Here is a 16,883-nt window from a genome sequence, read left to right on the forward strand (position 1 = left end):
ATCGGGCGCGGGCCGGGGGATGTCTCCGGCCCGCCTCCACTGCAAGAGCACGCCTCATGCCCCAGATAGCCCAAGCCGTCGAAACCTTCTCCAGCCAGCTGTTCTGGTTGCTGGTGTTCTTCGGTCTCACATTCTTCGTCGTCGGTCGTGGCATGGTGCCGCGGGTGATGGAAACCGTGTCTTTGCGCGACAAGCAGATCTCGGACGATCTGACTGCCGCCCAGAGCGCGCGCGACCGCGCCGACGAAGAGGAAGCGGCGTGGCGCGAACGGGAAAACGCCAACCGTGCGGCTGCGCACGATCTGATCGCCAAGGCCAAGGCCGATGCGGCGACCCAGTCCGGGCTGAAGCTCTCGGAGGCGCAGGAGCGTCTCGACGCGCAGCTGGCCGAGGCCGAGCAGCGCATCGACGCCGCGCGGACCGAAGCGATGACCGAGGTCGAAGCGGTTGCCGCCGATGCGGCGCAGGACATCGTCCGGCGCCTGGCCGGGGTCGAGGTTAGCCGGCCGGTCGCGACCCAGGCCGTTAAGGAATCGCTCGCTCATGGCTAATGCCACGGAAGTTTTCACCACCGAACCGAACGAGGCCTATACCGAGGTCGATGCAGGCGCGGGGAAGCACATCGAACCCACATTGATGGGACTGGCGCCGTATCAGTGGGTGTCGATCGCCATGCTGATCCTGCTGCTGATCGCCTTCTTCGTCGCGAAGGTGCACAAGACCATCGGCGGCGGCCTCGACAGCCGGATCGCGGCCATCCGCGAGCAGCTCGATGAAGCCAAGAAGCTGCGCGCCGAAGCCGAAGCGCTGCGCGACGAATATGCCGCCAAGATCGCCGACGCGCAGAAAGATGCCGAAGCGATGCTCGCCAATGCGCGCACCGAGGCAGACGCTGTCATGCAGCGCGCCGAGGAAGACAGCGCCGAGATGGTGGCACGCCGTCAGCGGATGGCCGAGGACAAGATCGCTGCCGCCGAGCGCGAGGCGATCGAGGACGTGCGCAACCGTGCTGCGCGGGCCGCCACTGCGGCGAGCCGCAAGCTGATCGCCGAAAAGCACGATGCCGCGAAGGATCGCGAACTTGCCGACGAGATTATCGCGGGGCTGTGAGCCTTACGGCTCGAGCACGATCTTTCCGACGATCTCGCCCCGCTCCATGGCCTGAAACGCTTCCCGCCAGGCGGTGAGCGGCAACACCCGGTCGATGTGCGGGGTGATCGCGCCCTCGCTCGCCAAGTTGTCGATGGCTGCGGCAATCCGCTCGCCGCGTTCGGGGAAGCGCCGGGCGTATTCGCCGGCGCGCACCCCGACCACCGAGAAGCCCTTGATCAGCGGGATGTTGACCGCGATCTCGGGGATCCGTCCGGCGACGAAGCCCACCACCAGCAGTTTGCCGCCGAAGGCGACGCAGCGCGTGCTTTCGTCGAAGACGTCGCCGCCCACCGGATCGAAGACCAGATCGCAGAGGCGCCCGCCGGTCAGCTCAGACACCTCCTCGCGGAATCTGCCGGCGTTGAGGATTATCGCTTCGGGTCTGGCGATCGCAGCCAGCGCCTCGCGTTTGTCGGCGCGATGGGTTGCGGCGATAACCCGGGCGCCCATTGCGCGGGCGAGATCGCAGGACGCTAGACCGACCCCGCCGCTGGCGCCATGCACCAGCACGGTCTGGCCGGCCTCCAGCTGCCCCAGTTCGACCAGAGCGACATAGGCGGTGTGATAGGCAGCGCCCATCGCGGCAGCCTGCGCGCAGGATAGGCCGTCCGGCACGGGACGGAGCGCGCCGCCGGGCAGGGCGACGTATTCGGCCATCGCTCCGGTCTTGGCACCGCCCATGACACGGTCGCCGGGGGCAAAGCCGCTGGCAGCGTCGGCTTCGACGATTTCGCCTGCCATCTCGAGACCCGATACGAAGGGCAGCGGCGGCTTGAACTGATACTCGCCGCGGGTCATCAACAGGTCGGGATAGTTGAGCGAAGCGGCGCGGACCCGCACCAGCACTTCGCCGCGGCCCCGCTCCGGCTTCGGCATATCGGCCAGCGCCAGTCCGGTGAGGTCGGGGCTGAGCGCGGTCACCCGCAGCGCCTTCAAGAGGGGACTCCCGCCGCCTGATCCGGGTTAGAAATTGTCTTTGCCTGCGCGCAGCGCGGCGAAGGTCTGTGCCGGGTCCTCTCCGCCCCATTGCGCCTGCAAGGCGGGCTCGTCGGCGCGCAGGAAGGGGTTGGTCGCAAGCTCCCGGTCGAGCCGCGTGGGAACCGTCGGCTCGCCGCGCGCGCGCTTTTCGTCGATCTCGCGGGCATAGGCCTGCAATGCTCCATTGCCGGGATCGGCGTGGAGCGCGAAGCGGGCGTTGGCCTGGCTGTATTCATGCGCGCAATAGAGCACCGTTTCGGCGGGCAGCGCCTTGATTCGCTGGAGGCTGTCCCAGAACTGCGCCGGCTCGCCTTCGAACATTCGTCCGCAACCGAGTGCGAAGACGCTGTCGCCGACGAAGGCGATGCCATCGGCGGGCAGGTGATAGGCGATGTGGCCGTTGGTGTGACCCGAGACGTCGATCACCCGCGCTTGGTGCGTTCCCAGCGTCACCGTATCGCCATGGCTCACCTGCCGGTCGATGGGCGAGAGACGCTCGACCTCCTGTGGAGCGACCACCGTCGCACCGCTGGCCTCGACGATCGCAGCGTTGCCGCCCGCGTGGTCGGGGTGCCAGTGGGTGTTCCAGATCTGCGTGATCTGCCACCCCTTGGCCTCGGCCTGGCGAAGGTATTCCGCACCGTCGGGGGTGTCGATCGCCGCGGTCTCGCCGCTGTCCGGATCGTGAAGCAGGAATCCGTAATTGTCGGTCAGGCAGGGGAATTGATGAATCTGGAGCATGGGGCCGATTCTACGCACCCAAGCCCAAAAGGAAAGGCCCGCCTTCCCGGATGGGAGGGCGGGCCTTGCCGTTTCAGGTTTCGAGATCCCTCAGCCGGAGCGGCTCAGGGTGCTCGCGAGCTCAGGACTCGTCGGACTTCTTCAGCGCGGCGCCGAGGATGTCGCCGAGCGAAGCGCCCGAGTCGGACGAACCGAACTGCGCCACCGCTTCCTTCTCGTCGGCGATCTGACGCGCCTTGATCGAGAAGGTCGGCTTCTTCGACCGGTCGAAGCCGGTGACCAGCGCGTCGATCTTCTGACCGGCCTGGAAGCGATCGGGACGCTGTTCGTCGCGGTCGCGGCCGAGATCCGAGCGCTTGATGAAGCCGGTCGCGCCGTCTTCGCCGACCTGAACCTCGAGGCCGCCGTCGCGCACTTCGAGAACGCTGACGGTGACCGTCTCGTTCTTGCGCAGCGAACCGGTGGCCGCGCCTTCGCTCGGTGCACCCTTTTCGAGCTGCTTCATGCCCAGGCTGATGCGCTCCTTGTCGACATCGACATCGAGCACGATCGCCTCGACTTCTTCACCCTTGCGGTGAAGCGCCAAAGCGTCCTCGCCCGAGATCCCCCAGGCGATGTCGGACATGTGGACCATGCCGTCGACGTCGCCGGGCAGACCGATGAACAGGCCGAACTCGGTGGCGTTCTTGACTTCGCCCTCGACCTTGCTGCCAACCGGATACTTCTCGGCGAAATCGTCCCACGGATTGCCCTGAGCCTGCTTGAGGCCGAGCGAGATGCGACGCTTTTCGCTGTCGACCTCGAGCACCATCACATCGACTTCCTGCGAAGTGCTGACGATCTTGCCCGGGTGGACGTTCTTCTTGGTCCAGCTCATCTCGGAGACGTGGACCAGGCCTTCGATACCGGCTTCGATCTCGACGAAGGCACCGTATTCGGTGATGTTGGTCACCGTGCCGGTGAGCTTCATGCCGATCGGGTACTTGGCGCCGACGCCATCCCAGGGATCGCTTTCCAGCTGCTTCATGCCGAGGCTGATGCGCTGGGTTTCTTCGTTGATGCGGACGATCTGAACGGTCACGGTCTGGCCGATCTCGATCATCTCGCTGGGGTGGTTGACGCGCTTGTAGCTCATGTCGGTGACATGGAGCAGGCCGTCGATGCCGCCGAGATCGACGAAGGCGCCGTAATCGGTGATGTTCTTGACGACGCCGTCGATGACCTGGCCCTCGGCGAGATCGTTGATCAGCTCGCTGCGCTGTTCGGCGCGGGTTTCTTCCAGCACGGCGCGGCGCGAGACGACGATATTGCCGCGGCGACGGTCCATCTTGAGGATCTGGAAGGGCTGCGGCATTTCCATCAGCGGGGTGATGTCGCGCACCGGACGGATGTCGACCTGGCTGCCGGGCAGGAAGGCCACGGCGCCGTCGAGATCGACGGTAAAGCCGCCCTTGACGCGGCCGAAGATGCGGCCCTCGACGCGCTTGCCTTCGCCAAACTCGCTTTCCAGCTTGTCCCAGGCGGCTTCGCGGCGGGCGCGGTCGCGGCTGAGCATCGCTTCGCCGTCGGCGTTCTCGACCCGGTCGACATAGACTTCGACTTCGGAGCCGACGGTCAGGCCGTGCTCTTCGGTGCCGCGCATGAATTCCTTGAGATCGACGCGGCCTTCGCTCTTGAGGCCGACATCGATGGTCGCCATGCCGTTGTCGATGGCGGTGACGGTGCCCTTGACGACGCGGCCTTCGAAGCCGCCGTCATCGGCAGAGCCGAGTTGCTCGTCGAGCATTTTCGCGAAATCGTCGCGGGTGGGATTGGGCGCAGTTGCCATGCGTGTGGTAGTCCTGTTCACTCGAATTTCCGGCCGCCGGTTCTACCGGGGTCTTTCTCCACCGCGGCGGGATTGCCTTGGTGGGCCAAGAGGCCGTTGTTTGCGCGGGGCCGGGTGCCGGCGCGCAAGTTCTCGAGGTGGATGGGGAAGGCGGCGGAAAAGCGAGGCATGGGGCGCATGGCACCCTGGCGGAATATCGATCCTGTCGCTTGACCTGCCGCGGACCTTTTCCTGCCCGTCGAACGGGGGCGCGGCTAGCAGAACCGGGTGCTGTAGGCAAGCGAAATGAGGCGGGCGGCAGGGCCATCTGACACATCTGACACGAGGGTCGCGATCCCGTTGGGCGTCCATCTGTTGGATTGTCGCAGCGGCAATCCAACATCCGCCTGCTCTAGCGCTCGATGCCGCCGATCGCCAAAGTGACAGCTTCGATCGCCGCCGCCACCGCCTCGTCGCGGTCGAGCGGGCTGGTGTCGATGACCATGGCGTCCTCCGCGGGGCGCAGCGGGGCGACCGCGCGGTTGCGGTCGCGTTCGTCGCGGCGGCGCAGATCGTCCTGGATCTCGAGTAGCGCGACCTTCACCCCGCGCTCGCGCATTTCGAGGAAGCGGCGGTGCGCGCGCGCCTCGACGCTGGCGGTGATGAACAGCTTGGCCTCGGCCTCGGGGGCGATCACCGTGCCGATATCGCGCCCGTCGAGCACCGCGCCGCCCGGCTGCGTGGCGAAGGCGCGCTGGCGGGCGAACAACGCCTCGCGCACGCAAGGATGGAGCGAGACCCGGCTGGCGAGCCCGCCGGTTTCCTCGTCGCGCAGCACCGGATCATCGAGCAGGCCGTCCTCGAAACGGCAGGCGGCAAGCGCGTCCCCGGCGTCGTCGGGGTCGCCGCCAGCGAGCAGCACCTGCCGGCCGACCGCGCGATAGAGCAGCCCGGTGTCCAGATGCGGGACCCCGAAATGCGCCGAAAGCGCCTTGGCGATGGTGCCCTTGCCGCTGGCAGTGGGGCCGTCGACGGCGATAATCATGGCTTGCTTTTGCGGTCGCGAACCGCCTTTGCCAAGCCCCACAGCGCGATCGCTGCCCAGAAACCCTCGAGCACAAGGCTGGGCCAATTGGTGTGCACCACCAGCGATACGGTCAGCAGCGCCGCACCCGCGAGGTTGGTGCCGTGGAGCAGGAAGGGGTTGGGTTCGGCCTTCCAGGTCAGATAGGCGTAGGCAGCGATGATGCAGGCCATGCCGAGAAAGCCGACGAAGGTGGCGACATCGGGGTGGATCATGGCGGCAATCGAGGGGGCGATCATCGGGTGGCCTCCGTCAGCAGTTCGAGAAAGCCGGGAAAGCTGGTGGCGATCGGCGCGGCATCGTCGATGGCGACGCCGGCGGTGCTGGCAAGGCCGGCTACCGCCATGCTCATCGCTATGCGGTGGTCGAGCCTCGTCGCGACAGGGCCGCCGCCCGCCAGCGGGGTGCCGGCCGTGCCATCGATGACCAGACCGTCCGCATGTTCCTCGACCTTTGCGCCGACCGCGGACAGCGCCGCGGCCATGGTCGCCAGCCGGTCGCTTTCCTTGACCCGCAATTCCTCGAGCCCCGCGGCGACGGTGCGCCCCTCGGCCAGCGCGGCGGCGACGAAGAGCACCGGGAATTCGTCGATCATGCTGGGCGCAATGGCGGGATCGATTTCGACGCCCCTGAGCGCGGAATGGCGCACGCGCAGATCGGCCACCGGCTCGCCGCCGACCTCGCGGCACTCGAGTTCCTCGATCGATCCGCCCATTGCGCGCAGCACGCGGAAGATGCCGTCGCGAGTCGGATTGAGCCCGACGTTCTCGATCACCAGATCGCTGCCCGGCACCAGCAGCGCCGCGACCGCGAAGAAGGCGGCTGACGAGGGATCGCCGGGCACGGTGAGCGTGCAGGGGGTCATGTCGCAGGGTCCGCGGATCGCGATGGTGCGCGCGCCGTCCCCATCCTCGCCGATGGCTACATCGACCCCGAAGGCCGAGAGCATCCGCTCGGTGTGATCGCGCGTGGGCACGGGTTCGATCACCGTGGTGATCCCCGGCGTGTTGAGCGCCGCGAGCAGCACCGCGCTTTTGACCTGCGCGCTGGCGACGGGGAGCCGGTAGGTGATCGGCACCGCCGGATGCGCGCCTTCCATCAGGATGGGCAGCCGGTCGCCAGCGCGCGCGGTAAAGCCCGCGCCCATCTGCGAGAGCGGCGCGATCACCCGCGCCATCGGCCGCGCGGAAAGGCTGGCATCGCCGGTGAAGCTGGCCTGAAAGCCGTGGCTGGCGAGCAGGCCCATCAAGAGCCGGGTCGAGGTGCCGCTGTTGCCCATCTCGAGCTGAGCCTCAGGTTCGAGCAAGCCGCCGACGCCGACGCCGTGGACCCGCCAGCAGCCGCTTTCGTCTTTTTCGATCTGCGCGCCCATCTGCTGCATCGCGCGCGCAGTGGCATGGACGTCCTCGCCCTCGAGCAGCCCGTCGATCCGGGTCTCGCCGATCGCCAGGCTGGCGAACATCAGCGCGCGGTGGCTGATCGACTTGTCGCCCGGAACGCGGATGCGACCGGTGAGCGGGCCCTGGGGGGCAAAGCGATGGGTGGAGAAGCGGTGAGCGGACACGCGCGGCTTTCGCTTGGTTTGGAGGGCGCGCGAGCAAAGCAGGCTTGCCGCGCGCCGAGGAGGGCGGGTAGGCGCCGGTCTTTGACAGTGGCATCGCCATCTGGCAAGGCGCGCGCGCAGTCGATCGCGCGCCCGATATCCCGTCTTGATTCTGGGTCAGCGCGATCCCATCACGTATGTAACAAATCATTCAACCCCGCCGCGACCGGCGGGGTCCAGCCAAGGATTACACATGGTCAAACCGGAATGGGGCACCAAGCGGACCTGCCCGAAATGCGGCACCCGCTTCTACGATCTGGGCAAGGACGAGCCCGCGACCTGCATCGAGTGCGGCGAGGAATGGAATCCCGAGCCGGTTCTCAAGTCCAAGCAGCCGATCCCCTTCGAGGAAGAGAAGAAGGAGAAGGAAGGCGAAGCCGACTCCGATCTGGCCGATGACGATCTGGAAGACATCGACGAGGACGACGATTCGCCCGACAACGAGGTCGATCTCGGCGGCGACGACGATCTCGGCGTATCCAAGGGCAAGGGCGACGAAGACGCCGAAGAGAGTTGATTTAGCGGTTGCAAAAGGGGAGCGTCCTGCATAAAGGGCGCTTCCCGCAAGGATAGTGCACCCGCAAGGGCGCGATATCCGCGAAATGTTTGGGGCCTTAGCTCAGCTGGGAGAGCGCAACACTGGCAGTGTTGAGGTCAGCGGTTCGATCCCGCTAGGCTCCACCATTTCCCATCCCGCCGGGTTCCGGCGAGATGGCGAAGACAGAAAAAGTCGGCTCTCTCTTCAATGAGGTCCGCACGCTGGCCGACGAGGTTTCGTCCGCCGGCGTTTTTCGCTTATGGTCGGGGCATCGCGCGCGGCCGCGCCCGGTGCATTCGAAGAGGAGTTGGTGCAGCATGTTCGACAATCTGTCAGATCGGCTCGGCTCCGTCTTCGACAAGCTCAAGGGCCGCGGCGCGCTGTCCGAACAGGATGTCCGCGACGCGATGCGCGAAGTGCGGATCGCGCTGCTCGAGGCCGATGTCGCGCTGCCGGTGGTGCGCCGCTTTATCGATGCGGTGACCGAAAAGGCCATCGGCCAGGATGTGCTGCGCTCGGTCACCCCGGGGCAGCAGGTCGTCAAGATCGTCAATGACGAGCTGATCGAGATGCTCGGCGGCGACGAACCCGCGACGCTCAATCTCGAAGCCAAGCCCCCGGTGGTGATCATGATGGTCGGCCTCCAGGGCTCGGGCAAGACCACCTCCACCGCCAAGATCGCCAAGCTGCTCAAGGAGAAGCATGGCAAGAAGGCGCTGATGGCCTCGCTCGACGTCAACCGTCCGGCGGCGCAGGAACAGCTTGCGGTGCTCGGCCAGCAGGCCTCGGTCGCGACGCTGCCGATCATCGCGGGTCAGCAGCCGGTCGATATCGCGCGCCGCGCGATGGAAAGCGCCAGACTGCAATCCGCCGACGTGCTGCTGCTCGACACCGCCGGCCGACTGCATGTCGACGAAGCGCTGATGGCCGAGATGAAGGCGGTCGCCGGAATCTCCGCCCCCACCGAAGTGCTGCTGGTGGTCGACAGCCTGACCGGGCAGGACGCGGTCAACGTCGCCAAGAGCTTCACCGACGAGGTGCCGCTGACCGGCGTCGTGCTGACGCGGATGGACGGCGATGCGCGCGGCGGCGCGGCGCTCTCGATGCGCTTCGTCACCGGCAAGCCGATCAAGTTCGCGGGCACCGGCGAGAAGCTCGACGCGATCGAGGCTTTCGATGCCAAGCGCGTGGCCGGCCGCATCCTGGGCATGGGCGATGTCGTCAGTCTGGTCGAGAAGGCCGCCGCGGCGGTCAATCAGGAAGACGCCGAGGCGCTCGCGCGCAAGATGGCCAAGGGCCAGTTCGATCTCGACGATCTGCGGATGCAATTGCGCCAGATGCAGAACATGGGCGGGCTGGGCATGCTCGCCGGGATGATGCCGGGCATGAAGAAAGCCAAGGCGGCGATGGCGTCGAGCGGGATGGACGACAAGGTCCTGGTGCATATGGATGCGATCATCGGCTCGATGACGCGCAAGGAACGCGCGAACCCCGCGCTGCTCAACGCCAAGCGCAAGAAGCGCGTCGCGGCGGGCAGCGGGCGGCAGGTGCAGGAGGTCAACAAGGTGCTCAAGATGCACCAGGAGATGTCCCGCGCGATGAAACAGATCAAGAAGATGGGCGGGCTCAAGGGCCTCGGCGCGCTGTTCGGCGGCGGCGGCGGAGGAATGGGCGGCATGCCCGGAATGGACGGCCCCGGTCCCGGCGGACTGCCCGGAATGGGCGGCAAGAAGGGTGCGGGCGTCGATCCGAACACGCTTCCGCCGGACCTGCGAAAGCTTTTAGAAAACAAGTAGATTCAGTTAGTTGATCTTGAAAGGTACGATACAATGGCAATTGCACTTCGACTCAGCCGTGGCGGCGCCAAGAAGCGCCCCTATTACCGCATCGTTGCGGCCGACAACCGTTCGCCGCGCGACGGCAAATATCTCGAGCAGATCGGCGTCTACAACCCGCTGCTCGCCAAGGACGATCCCGCCCGCGTGAAGATCGACGAGGACCGTGCGCGTCACTGGCTCCAGGTCGGCGCGCAGCCTTCGGACCGTGTCGCCCGCTTCCTCGACGCCGCGGGCGTCCGCGAGCGCGCGGCGCGCAGCAACCCCAACAAGGGCAAACCGGGCGAGAAGGCGACCGAGCGCGCCGAAGAGCGTGCGACCAAGGAAACCGAGCGCAAGGAAGCCGAAGAGGCAGCCAAGGCCGAAGCTGCCAAGCCCGCCGAAGAGCCCAAGGCTGACGAGGCTCCCGCCGAGGAAGCTGCAACCGAAGCGCCTGCCGACGACGCCGCTACCGAAGACAAGAGCGAGGACAAGGCGGAGGGCTGAGCCTTCCGCCCGAGTCCGCGCCTGAGCCTGACATGACCGACAAGCCCGTCACCCTTGCCGCCGTAACCGGCGCGCATGGCGTGGCGGGCGAAGTGCGTCTCAAGCTGTTCGGCGATGGCTGGGAAAGCCTGAAGCCGCACAAGAGCTTCAACGGCGGCGCGCTGACGCTGACCAAGGTCCGCAGCGACGGCAAGGGCGGGGCAGTCGCCCGCTTTGCCGAGATCGCCGACCGCAATTCCGCCGAGGCGCTGCGCGGCACCACGCTCACCGTTCCGCGGGCGGGCCTGCCGGAGCTGGAAGAGGGCGAGTTCTACTTCTCCGACCTGCTCGATCTGGCGGTGGTGACCGACACCGGCGAACCGGTCGGGCACGTCAAGGCGGTCGAGAATTTCGGCGCCACCGATGTGATCGAGATCGAGAAGCCCGACGGCCAGACCTTCATGGTTCCGCTTACCCGCCAGGCCGTGCCCGAATGGAACGACGAGCGGCTGGTGGTAGCCGAAGGGTTCGTCGACTAGGAACTCTCGGCGAAATCCGTGCATTGGGCGGATATGTCGATCCTTTCCAAAGCCGTCATCCTGAGTCCCGCCGCATTGCTGCTGGCCTGTTCCGACGCCGGTTCCTCGTCTCCGGAGGTCGCCCCGCCGAGTGTCGGCAACGACGGACCGGCAGCGGGCACGCGCCCGGCAGGTCAGCCGCGACCCGTCACGCTGGAGGGCAGGGTGGAGAGCGGCGCCGAATGTTCGCTCCTGCGCACGCCCGATGGCGAGACCTGGTCCTTCAACGCTCCGCAGGGTGCCGATGGCATCGCGCCCGGAGATTATGTCCGGATGACCGCCGAGATCGCCGATGCCAGCTATTGCCAGCAGGGCCGCGGCACCTTGATCGTCGAGACCATCGAGCACGCCGATCCGCCCGCCAGAGACCGCGACCCGGCGCGCGCCGGGGGAATCGCCGTGACTTCGGACTATGTTCGCGGCGACTGGGTCGCAAAAGGAGTTCGGGCCGATTGCTCGCGGCCCGACTTCGCGGTCACGGCCAATTCGCGGGGCATGAGCATTATCGAGACCCGCATCGACGGGCTGCCCGAGACCGGCGTCGTCGATGTCGGCCCAACCCCGGCGCTCCAATGGGACGAGCCGATCCCGACGCTGCCGATCGAGACTCGCGGACCCGACGGGCTTGCCGTCATGCCGCCCGAAAGTGGGGAGGAGGAAACGCTGGCCGGCCATCCGATCCGCGGAGACGGGGTCGTCTTCGTGAAGTGCGCCGACTAGCGGCGGATCGGGCGCTGTGCCGCGAGATGGTTGCGGATGGTCGTCGCCGCGACCCCGGCCTGGCCCATCGCATGGCTGATCTGGTCGAGCCCCACCACGACATCCCCGGCGGCGAACAGGCCGGGGACGCTGGTTTCCAGATGATCGTCGACCTCGATGCAGCCCGCCTCGCTGACATCGGCTCCGCAGGCGACCGCGAGGCCCGAGCGGATCTGCGATCCCAGCGCGGGATAGATGCTGTCGAAGCGCAGCCGCCCCTCGGCAGTGTCGAAGCCGATCCCCTGCATATCCAGGTCGAACTCGCCGCAAGGCCCGGCGACTCTGGCGATCCCCGCCTCGTCCAGCGCAGCGCTGCTTTGGGCGGAGAGGTCGTGGTCTCCATGCGGGCACACCAGCGTCAGATCCTTGGTGTAGCCGCGCAGGAACAGCGCCTCGGCGGTGCCATGATCGCCGGTACCCAGCACCGCGACGCGCTTGTCGGTGACCTCGTAGCCGTCGCAGACCGGGCAATAGCGGATCAGCCCGCGCGCCAGCGCCTCGTCGTGAAAGGCGTCGTCCATTCCTTCGGGGCGGTTGTTCACCACCCCCGTGGCGAGCAGCACCGAGCGCGCGCGATAGCGCTCCTCGCCGCAATGGACGAGGAACCCTTCCCCTTCGCACGATAGATCGGTCACCCGCCGGGGCTCGCGCAGCGCACCATACTTCGCCGCCTGCTCGCGCATGCGGTCGAGCAGTTCGTTGCCGTTGATGCCCTCGGGAAAGCCGGCGTGATTGTGACTGGTCGGGATCCAGCTGGCGCGGCTGGTGCCGCAATCGAACATCCGGATCGAAAGGTGATAGCGCGCCAGATAGATCGCCGCCGTCAGTCCCGCGGGACCTGCGCCCACAATGATGCAATCGTCGATGGTGTCGTTGCTCATGCGATCCATGCTCTCGTGCGGCTTCGGCAGTCTGTCTCCCGACAAGCTTGCGACGGTCCTTCGTAGCGTATATACACGCCGTATATACGGAGTGGCAAGATGGGCGAAGAATACCCTGCAAAAAGTTTCAAGTCGGGCAATTCGGTGGCGATCCGTCTGCCTGCGGCACTCGGCGTGGAGCCCAATCGCGAGTGGACGGTGCATCGCGATCTCAAGGGCAGGCTGATCATCGAAGCCAATCCTGCAGCCTCGCGGACGATCGACCTTTCCGATATCTATGGCAAGGCCGACCCCATCGAACGGGTGCCGTTCGACCCGCTGGAGCGTCGCTGGGGCGTATCGCCCGGTGGCTGACCGCCGGTATTTTCTCGACGCCAACATCTGCATCTATCTGCTCGAGGGCACTTCGGACGCGCTGTTGAAGAAGGTTGGCAGCGTCGCTGCGGACGAACTGGCGATTTCCGCAATCGTTCAGGCGGAGGTCGGACTGGGCCTGGCGCTGACGGGGCAGGGCGAATTGGCCGGACGGTTCTTCGACAAATTCGAAATTCTGCCGTTCGACGGCGAGGCTGCGAAAGCCTATGCGCAGCTACCCTTCAGGCGCGCCAGTTTCGACCGCTTGATCGCTGCCCATGTGCTCAGCCGGGATGCAATCCTGATCACCAATAACGAGCGCGATTTCGCCGATATCCCCGGCCTCGCGACGGAGAACTGGACCCAATGAGTTTCGCCGCCACCATCCTGACGCTCTATCCCGAGATGTTTCCCGGGCCGCTGGGCGTATCGCTCGCAGGGCGCGCGCTCGAGCGGGGCGACTGGTCGTGCGAGACGCTCCAGATCCGCGATTTCGCCGGCGACAAGCACCGCACTGTGGACGACACCCCGGCGGGCGGCGGTGCGGGGATGGTGCTCAAATGCGATGTGCTCGCGGCGGCGGTGGATCATGCGGTCGGAATATCGGCACACCATTTGCGTTCGTCTCGAGGGAAGTCGAGAGACGAGGGCGCCGACGCTTTGGCCGGTGTCTCGACTGCGCTCGACACGAACGGGGCGGGGGACACTAGCGGGACCGAGGACACGGTTCCCATCCTCGCCATGACACCGCGCGGTAAAGCGATAACGCAGCAGCGCATCCGCGAACTGGCGGCGGGCCCGGGCGTGGTGCTGCTGTGCGGCCGCTTCGAGGGTTTTGACGAACGCCTGTTCGAGGCGCGTCCCGAGATCGAGCAGGTGAGCATGGGCGACATCGTGCTCTCTGGCGGCGAGCCCGCCGCGCTGGCCATACTCGATGCTTGCATTCGGCTGCTTCCCGGAGTAATGGGCGCGCCTTCCAGCGGGGCCGAAGAGTCGTTCGAGAACGGCCTGCTCGAATACCCGCAATACACCCGACCTCAGCAATGGGAAGGGCGCACGATCCCTGAAGTGCTGCGGTCGGGGGATCATGCGAAGATCGCGGCGTGGCGCCAGTCACGCAGCGAGGACGACACACGGTTACGCAGGCCGGACCTTTGGGAGCGTTACAGTGACGCTCGGGACCGACCTGCCTCTGGCGCGCGGCGAAAAGACTAGAAAGACCAGGCATATGAACCTGATCCAGCAGCTCGAGGCGGAAGCCATCGAGAACCTCGGCAAGGAAATCCCCGAATTTCGCGCGGGCGACACCGTTCGCGTCGGCGTGAAGGTCGTCGAAGGCACGCGCGAGCGTGTCCAGAACTTCGAAGGCGTCGTGATCGCGCGCTCCAACCGCGGCATGGGGTCGAACTTCACCGTGCGCAAGATGAGCTTCGGCGAGGGCGTGGAACGCGTCTTCCCGCTCTATTCGCCGATCGTCGATTCGATCACCGTGGTCCGCCGCGGCATCGTGCGTCGCGCCAAGCTTTACTACCTGCGCGGCCGCACCGGCAAGCGCGCGCGTATCGCCGAACGCCGCGACAACGCGCCCAAGGCATAAGGCTCACGCCATCGCTACACGAAAGGCGCTCCGGTCTCGGCCGGGGCGCCTTTTGCGTTGGGCGCGGCATTTGCCCTTCGCAAACGCGCCTTTGCAAACCGGACGAATTGTCGTCATTGCGAGCGACGACAGGTTGCGCGGCAATCCCGGGCGCCCCCCGGATCGCTTCGCTTGGCTCGCAATGACGAGGTTTGAATTGAGATGCGTCTTTCGCTGTTATCCACTGCCGCTGTTTTCCTTGCGGCTCCCGCAGTCGCGCAGGACCGCCCGATGACCGCCGCTCCCGAGCTGACGTTCGAGCGCGTCTTCGCCAGCCCCGGTCTCGACGGCCCGAGCCCGCGGCAGGCCAAGCTTTCCCCCGACGGGCGCTTCCTGACGCTGCTGCGCAACCGCGAGAGCGATCGCGAGCGCTACGATCTCTGGGGCTACGACCGGACGAGCGGCGAATGGCGGATGCTGGTCGACAGCGAGGCGCTGGGGACGGGACGCGAATTGTCCGAGGACGAGAAGATGCAGCGCGAGCGCGCGCGCGTTGGCAGTCTCAAGGGCATCATCGACTATCAATGGGCGAGCGACGGCTCGGGCGTGCTGGTCCCGCTCGACGGCGACCTCTATCTCGCGCGGCTCGACGGCAGCACGCTCCGGCTGACCGACACCGAGGAAAGCGAACTCAACCCCGCGCTGAGCGAGACCGGTGAATATGTATCCTTCGTGCGCGACCGGCAATTGTGGGTCGGCGCGGTCGGCAGCGAGGCGGCGCCCGTGACTCCGCAGGAGGACAACGAGAACGTCCGCTGGGGCGAGGCGGAATTCGTCGCGCAGGAAGAGATGGGACGGCTCACCGGCTATTGGTGGAGCCCGCAGGACCGGCGCATCGCGGTCGAACGGTTCGACGAAAGCGAAGTCGGCGTGGTCACCCGGGCGGCGATCGGCGCCACCGGGACCAAGGTCTACGACCAGCGCTATCCGGTGGCGGGCAGCGCCAATGCGCTGGTCGAACTGTTCGTGATGGACCCGGACGGCGGCAACCGCGTCCAGGTCGATCTGGGAGACGAGACCGATATCTACATCCCGCGCGTCGACTGGGCGCCCGATGGCAGCGCGCTCTACGTCCAGCGCCAGAACCGCGACCAGACCGTGCTCGACATGCTGCGGGTCGATCCGGCCACGGGTGCGAGCGAGGTGCTGTTCACCGAACGCGCGGCGGTCGAGGACTACTGGATCAATCTCTCCGATAATTACCAGTGGCTCGACGACGGTTCGCTGATCTGGTGGTCCGAGCGCGACGGTTTCGGCCATCTCTATCGCTATGCCGATGGCGAGTGGAGCCAACTCACGAGCGGCGACTGGATGGTCACCAAGCTGGTCGGGGTCGATCAGGCGGCGGGCCGGGTCTATTTCCAGGGCACGATGGACGATGTGCTGGCGCAGCAGGTCTATGGTTTCGATCTCGAGAATCCCGCCGCGATCGAGCGGCTGACCGACCCCGCTTTCGTCAATTCCGCCAGCATGGACTCCAAGGCGCAGACGCTGCTGGTGAGCCGGTCGAAACCCGACCAGCCGACGCAAAGCTATATCGCCGACACCTCGGGTCAGCGGCTGACCTGGATCGAGGAAAACGCATTGGGGGCCGAGCATCCTTATGCGCCGTTCCTCGCCGGGCATCGCGCGCCCGAATTCGGCACCATCGAGGCCGAGGACGGCAGCACCCTGCACTGGAAGATGATCCGCCCCGAGATGGAGCCGGGCAAGCGCTACCCGGTCTATTACTATCACTACAGTGGCCCCGGCCCGCAGGTGGTGCAGCGCAACTGGAGTGCGCCGCTCGAGCAGGCGATCGTCGACCTCGGTTACATCTATTTCGCGCTCGACAACCGCGGCTCAGCCAATCGCGGGGTCGCTTTCGAACAGCCGATCTATCGCGGCATGGGCGGGGTCGAGGTGCGCGACCAGAAGGCGGGGGCGCAGTTCCTCAAGACGCTCCCCTTCGTCGATCCCGACAAGATCGCTATCGATGGCTGGTCCTATGGCGGCTATATGACGTTGAAGCAGCTGCAGGCCGATCCCGGCCTCTATGCCGCCGGGATCGCGGGCGCGCCGGTGACGCGGTGGGAGCTCTACGACACCCATTACACCGAGCGCTATATGGGCACCCCGCAGGACGATGCCGCAGCCTACGCCGCCGCCTCGGCCATCCCGAACGCCGCGAACATTGTCGACCCGCTACTGCTGATCCACGGCATGGCCGACGACAATGTGGTGTTCGAGAATGCCACCGAGGTCATCGCCGCGATGCAGGAGGCCAACGTGCCGTTCCAGATGATGCTCTATCCCGGCTACACCCACCGCGTCTCGGGCGAGCAGATCTCGCCGCATCGCTACAACACGGTGTTCCGGTTCCTCGAGCATCACGGGGTGACGCCGCCCGAGTGAGTGGCCCGGAGCGACCGGGAGCGGTTGTGAACGGCGCGGGCGTCGCTATGTCCCGCACTGAAATTCTACAGGAGACAG

The 16,883-nt window shown here is 66.4% G+C and carries 19 protein-coding genes and 1 tRNA gene; 13 read left to right on the plus strand and 7 right to left on the minus strand.

All coding sequences use genetic code 11. From position 1 onward, the window contains the following. Positions 1-56 precede the first annotated feature (56 nt). Together ACQ5J0_RS11335 and ACQ5J0_RS11340 are read left to right on the plus strand one after the other, a co-directional pair. Positions 57-551 (plus strand): F0F1 ATP synthase subunit B family protein, encoded by a 495-nt coding sequence (locus ACQ5J0_RS11335; RefSeq protein ID WP_462567593.1) that lies wholly within the window; start codon positions 57-59, stop codon positions 549-551. Further along, positions 544-1,110, plus strand: coding sequence for a F0F1 ATP synthase subunit B family protein (locus tag ACQ5J0_RS11340; protein WP_462567594.1), 567 nt, complete (start codon positions 544-546; stop codon positions 1,108-1,110). Before ACQ5J0_RS11335 ends, ACQ5J0_RS11340 begins: the two co-directional genes overlap by 8 nt. A 3-nt stretch (positions 1,111-1,113) precedes the next feature. Here the strand turns inward: ACQ5J0_RS11340 and ACQ5J0_RS11345 are convergent, their stop codons facing one another. The 6 genes from ACQ5J0_RS11345 to aroA form a co-directional block, all read right to left on the minus strand. After that, entirely contained in the window at positions 1,114-2,088 is a 975-nt protein-coding gene (locus ACQ5J0_RS11345; RefSeq protein ID WP_462567595.1) for an NADPH:quinone oxidoreductase family protein, read from the minus strand. Between the two features lie 27 nt (positions 2,089-2,115). Further along, a complete protein-coding gene (gene gloB / locus ACQ5J0_RS11350) occupies positions 2,116-2,871 on the minus strand; it encodes a hydroxyacylglutathione hydrolase (RefSeq protein ID WP_462567596.1) in 756 nt (251 codons plus the stop codon). Between the two features lie 121 nt (positions 2,872-2,992). Beyond that, on the minus strand, positions 2,993-4,699 hold the full coding sequence (gene rpsA, locus ACQ5J0_RS11355) for a 30S ribosomal protein S1 (protein WP_462567597.1): 1,707 nt from the start codon (positions 4,697-4,699) through the stop codon (positions 2,993-2,995). A gap of 391 nt (positions 4,700-5,090) precedes the next feature. Next, complete coding sequence (locus ACQ5J0_RS11360) at positions 5,091-5,723, minus strand: (d)CMP kinase (RefSeq protein ID WP_462567599.1); 633 nt, start codon at positions 5,721-5,723, stop codon at positions 5,091-5,093. Continuing rightward, the gene (locus ACQ5J0_RS11365) at positions 5,720-6,001 is read right to left on the minus strand and encodes a CBU_0592 family membrane protein (RefSeq protein ID WP_462567600.1); all 282 of its coding nucleotides are present in this window, start codon (positions 5,999-6,001) and stop codon (positions 5,720-5,722) included. The genes ACQ5J0_RS11360 and ACQ5J0_RS11365 overlap by 4 nt, the downstream gene beginning before the upstream one ends. Further along, positions 5,998-7,326 carry a 3-phosphoshikimate 1-carboxyvinyltransferase gene (gene aroA, locus ACQ5J0_RS11370; RefSeq protein ID WP_462567601.1) on the minus strand — a complete coding sequence of 443 codons (1,329 nt, stop codon included), beginning with the start codon at positions 7,324-7,326 and terminating at the stop codon, positions 5,998-6,000. The genes ACQ5J0_RS11365 and aroA overlap by 4 nt, the downstream gene beginning before the upstream one ends. Positions 7,327-7,558: 232 nt before the next feature. Here aroA and ACQ5J0_RS11375 point away from each other — a divergent pair, with 232 nt between their 5' ends. From ACQ5J0_RS11375 to ACQ5J0_RS11400, 6 genes are all read left to right on the plus strand, one after another. Further along, positions 7,559-7,882, plus strand: coding sequence for a TIGR02300 family protein (locus tag ACQ5J0_RS11375; protein WP_305929741.1), 324 nt, complete (start codon positions 7,559-7,561; stop codon positions 7,880-7,882). A 91-nt stretch (positions 7,883-7,973) separates the two neighbouring features. Continuing rightward, positions 7,974-8,049: transfer RNA gene (locus ACQ5J0_RS11380), tRNA-Ala, on the plus strand. 171 nt (positions 8,050-8,220) lie between these two features. Continuing rightward, a complete protein-coding gene (ffh, locus tag ACQ5J0_RS11385) occupies positions 8,221-9,699 on the plus strand; it encodes a signal recognition particle protein (protein ID WP_462567602.1) in 1,479 nt (492 codons plus the stop codon). Between the two features lie 33 nt (positions 9,700-9,732). Continuing rightward, entirely contained in the window at positions 9,733-10,224 is a 492-nt protein-coding gene (gene rpsP, locus ACQ5J0_RS11390) for a 30S ribosomal protein S16 (RefSeq protein WP_462567603.1), read from the plus strand. Between the two features lie 32 nt (positions 10,225-10,256). Beyond that, positions 10,257-10,742 (plus strand): ribosome maturation factor RimM, encoded by a 486-nt coding sequence (rimM, locus tag ACQ5J0_RS11395; RefSeq protein WP_462567604.1) that lies wholly within the window; start codon positions 10,257-10,259, stop codon positions 10,740-10,742. 33 nt (positions 10,743-10,775) lie between these two features. Beyond that, positions 10,776-11,501 (plus strand): DUF5818 domain-containing protein, encoded by a 726-nt coding sequence (locus ACQ5J0_RS11400; protein WP_462567605.1) that lies wholly within the window; start codon positions 10,776-10,778, stop codon positions 11,499-11,501. Here the strand turns inward: ACQ5J0_RS11400 and ACQ5J0_RS11405 are convergent. Continuing rightward, the gene (locus tag ACQ5J0_RS11405; protein WP_462567606.1) at positions 11,498-12,430 is read right to left on the minus strand and encodes an NAD(P)/FAD-dependent oxidoreductase; all 933 of its coding nucleotides are present in this window, start codon (positions 12,428-12,430) and stop codon (positions 11,498-11,500) included. The two genes, ACQ5J0_RS11400 and ACQ5J0_RS11405, sit on opposite strands and share 4 nt — an antisense overlap. A 90-nt stretch (positions 12,431-12,520) precedes the next feature. On the opposite strand from ACQ5J0_RS11405, the gene ACQ5J0_RS11410 reads away from it, so the two are divergent. The 5 genes from ACQ5J0_RS11410 to ACQ5J0_RS11430 all read left to right on the plus strand — a co-directional run bounded on the left by ACQ5J0_RS11410 (position 12,521) and on the right by ACQ5J0_RS11430 (position 16,805). Continuing rightward, positions 12,521-12,775 carry an AbrB/MazE/SpoVT family DNA-binding domain-containing protein gene (locus ACQ5J0_RS11410; RefSeq protein WP_462567607.1) on the plus strand — a complete coding sequence of 85 codons (255 nt, stop codon included), beginning with the start codon at positions 12,521-12,523 and terminating at the stop codon, positions 12,773-12,775. Then, positions 12,768-13,145 carry a PIN domain-containing protein gene (locus tag ACQ5J0_RS11415; protein WP_462567608.1) on the plus strand — a complete coding sequence of 126 codons (378 nt, stop codon included), beginning with the start codon at positions 12,768-12,770 and terminating at the stop codon, positions 13,143-13,145. Before ACQ5J0_RS11410 ends, ACQ5J0_RS11415 begins: the two co-directional genes overlap by 8 nt. Next, positions 13,142-13,990, plus strand: coding sequence for a tRNA (guanosine(37)-N1)-methyltransferase TrmD (trmD, locus tag ACQ5J0_RS11420; RefSeq protein WP_462567609.1), 849 nt, complete (start codon positions 13,142-13,144; stop codon positions 13,988-13,990). The genes ACQ5J0_RS11415 and trmD overlap by 4 nt, the downstream gene beginning before the upstream one ends. A 13-nt stretch (positions 13,991-14,003) precedes the next feature. Beyond that, complete coding sequence (rplS, locus tag ACQ5J0_RS11425; protein WP_305929734.1) at positions 14,004-14,372, plus strand: 50S ribosomal protein L19; 369 nt, start codon at positions 14,004-14,006, stop codon at positions 14,370-14,372. Positions 14,373-14,573: 201 nt separating this feature from the next. Next, the gene (locus ACQ5J0_RS11430) at positions 14,574-16,805 is read left to right on the plus strand and encodes a S9 family peptidase (RefSeq protein ID WP_462567611.1); all 2,232 of its coding nucleotides are present in this window, start codon (positions 14,574-14,576) and stop codon (positions 16,803-16,805) included. Positions 16,806-16,883: the final 78 nt, after the last annotated feature.

The organism is Qipengyuania sp. SM2512 (assembly GCF_054954005.1).

What these genes read in the sequence shown, in the direction of transcription:
- ACQ5J0_RS11360 (WP_462567599.1), bottom strand. Translation starts at nt 5,723, where the DNA reads ATGATTATCGCCGTCGACGGCCCCACTGCCAGCGGCAAGGGCACCATC.
- gloB (WP_462567596.1), bottom strand. Translation starts at nt 2,871, where the DNA reads ATGCTCCAGATTCATCAATTCCCCTGCCTGACCGACAATTACGGATTC.
- ffh (WP_462567602.1), top strand. Translation starts at nt 8,221, where the DNA reads ATGTTCGACAATCTGTCAGATCGGCTCGGCTCCGTCTTCGACAAGCTC.
- rpsP (WP_462567603.1), top strand. Translation starts at nt 9,733, where the DNA reads ATGGCAATTGCACTTCGACTCAGCCGTGGCGGCGCCAAGAAGCGCCCC.
- ACQ5J0_RS11365 (WP_462567600.1), bottom strand. Translation starts at nt 6,001, where the DNA reads ATGATCGCCCCCTCGATTGCCGCCATGATCCACCCCGATGTCGCCACC.
- rplS (WP_305929734.1), top strand. Translation starts at nt 14,004, where the DNA reads ATGAACCTGATCCAGCAGCTCGAGGCGGAAGCCATCGAGAACCTCGGC.
- trmD (WP_462567609.1), top strand. Translation starts at nt 13,142, where the DNA reads ATGAGTTTCGCCGCCACCATCCTGACGCTCTATCCCGAGATGTTTCCC.
- ACQ5J0_RS11430 (WP_462567611.1), top strand. Translation starts at nt 14,574, where the DNA reads ATGCGTCTTTCGCTGTTATCCACTGCCGCTGTTTTCCTTGCGGCTCCC.
- rpsA (WP_462567597.1), bottom strand. Translation starts at nt 4,699, where the DNA reads ATGGCAACTGCGCCCAATCCCACCCGCGACGATTTCGCGAAAATGCTC.
- ACQ5J0_RS11375 (WP_305929741.1), top strand. Translation starts at nt 7,559, where the DNA reads ATGGTCAAACCGGAATGGGGCACCAAGCGGACCTGCCCGAAATGCGGC.
- ACQ5J0_RS11335 (WP_462567593.1), top strand. Translation starts at nt 57, where the DNA reads ATGCCCCAGATAGCCCAAGCCGTCGAAACCTTCTCCAGCCAGCTGTTC.
- rimM (WP_462567604.1), top strand. Translation starts at nt 10,257, where the DNA reads ATGACCGACAAGCCCGTCACCCTTGCCGCCGTAACCGGCGCGCATGGC.
- ACQ5J0_RS11410 (WP_462567607.1), top strand. Translation starts at nt 12,521, where the DNA reads ATGGGCGAAGAATACCCTGCAAAAAGTTTCAAGTCGGGCAATTCGGTG.
- ACQ5J0_RS11405 (WP_462567606.1), bottom strand. Translation starts at nt 12,430, where the DNA reads ATGGATCGCATGAGCAACGACACCATCGACGATTGCATCATTGTGGGC.
- ACQ5J0_RS11340 (WP_462567594.1), top strand. Translation starts at nt 544, where the DNA reads ATGGCTAATGCCACGGAAGTTTTCACCACCGAACCGAACGAGGCCTAT.
- ACQ5J0_RS11400 (WP_462567605.1), top strand. Translation starts at nt 10,776, where the DNA reads ATGTCGATCCTTTCCAAAGCCGTCATCCTGAGTCCCGCCGCATTGCTG.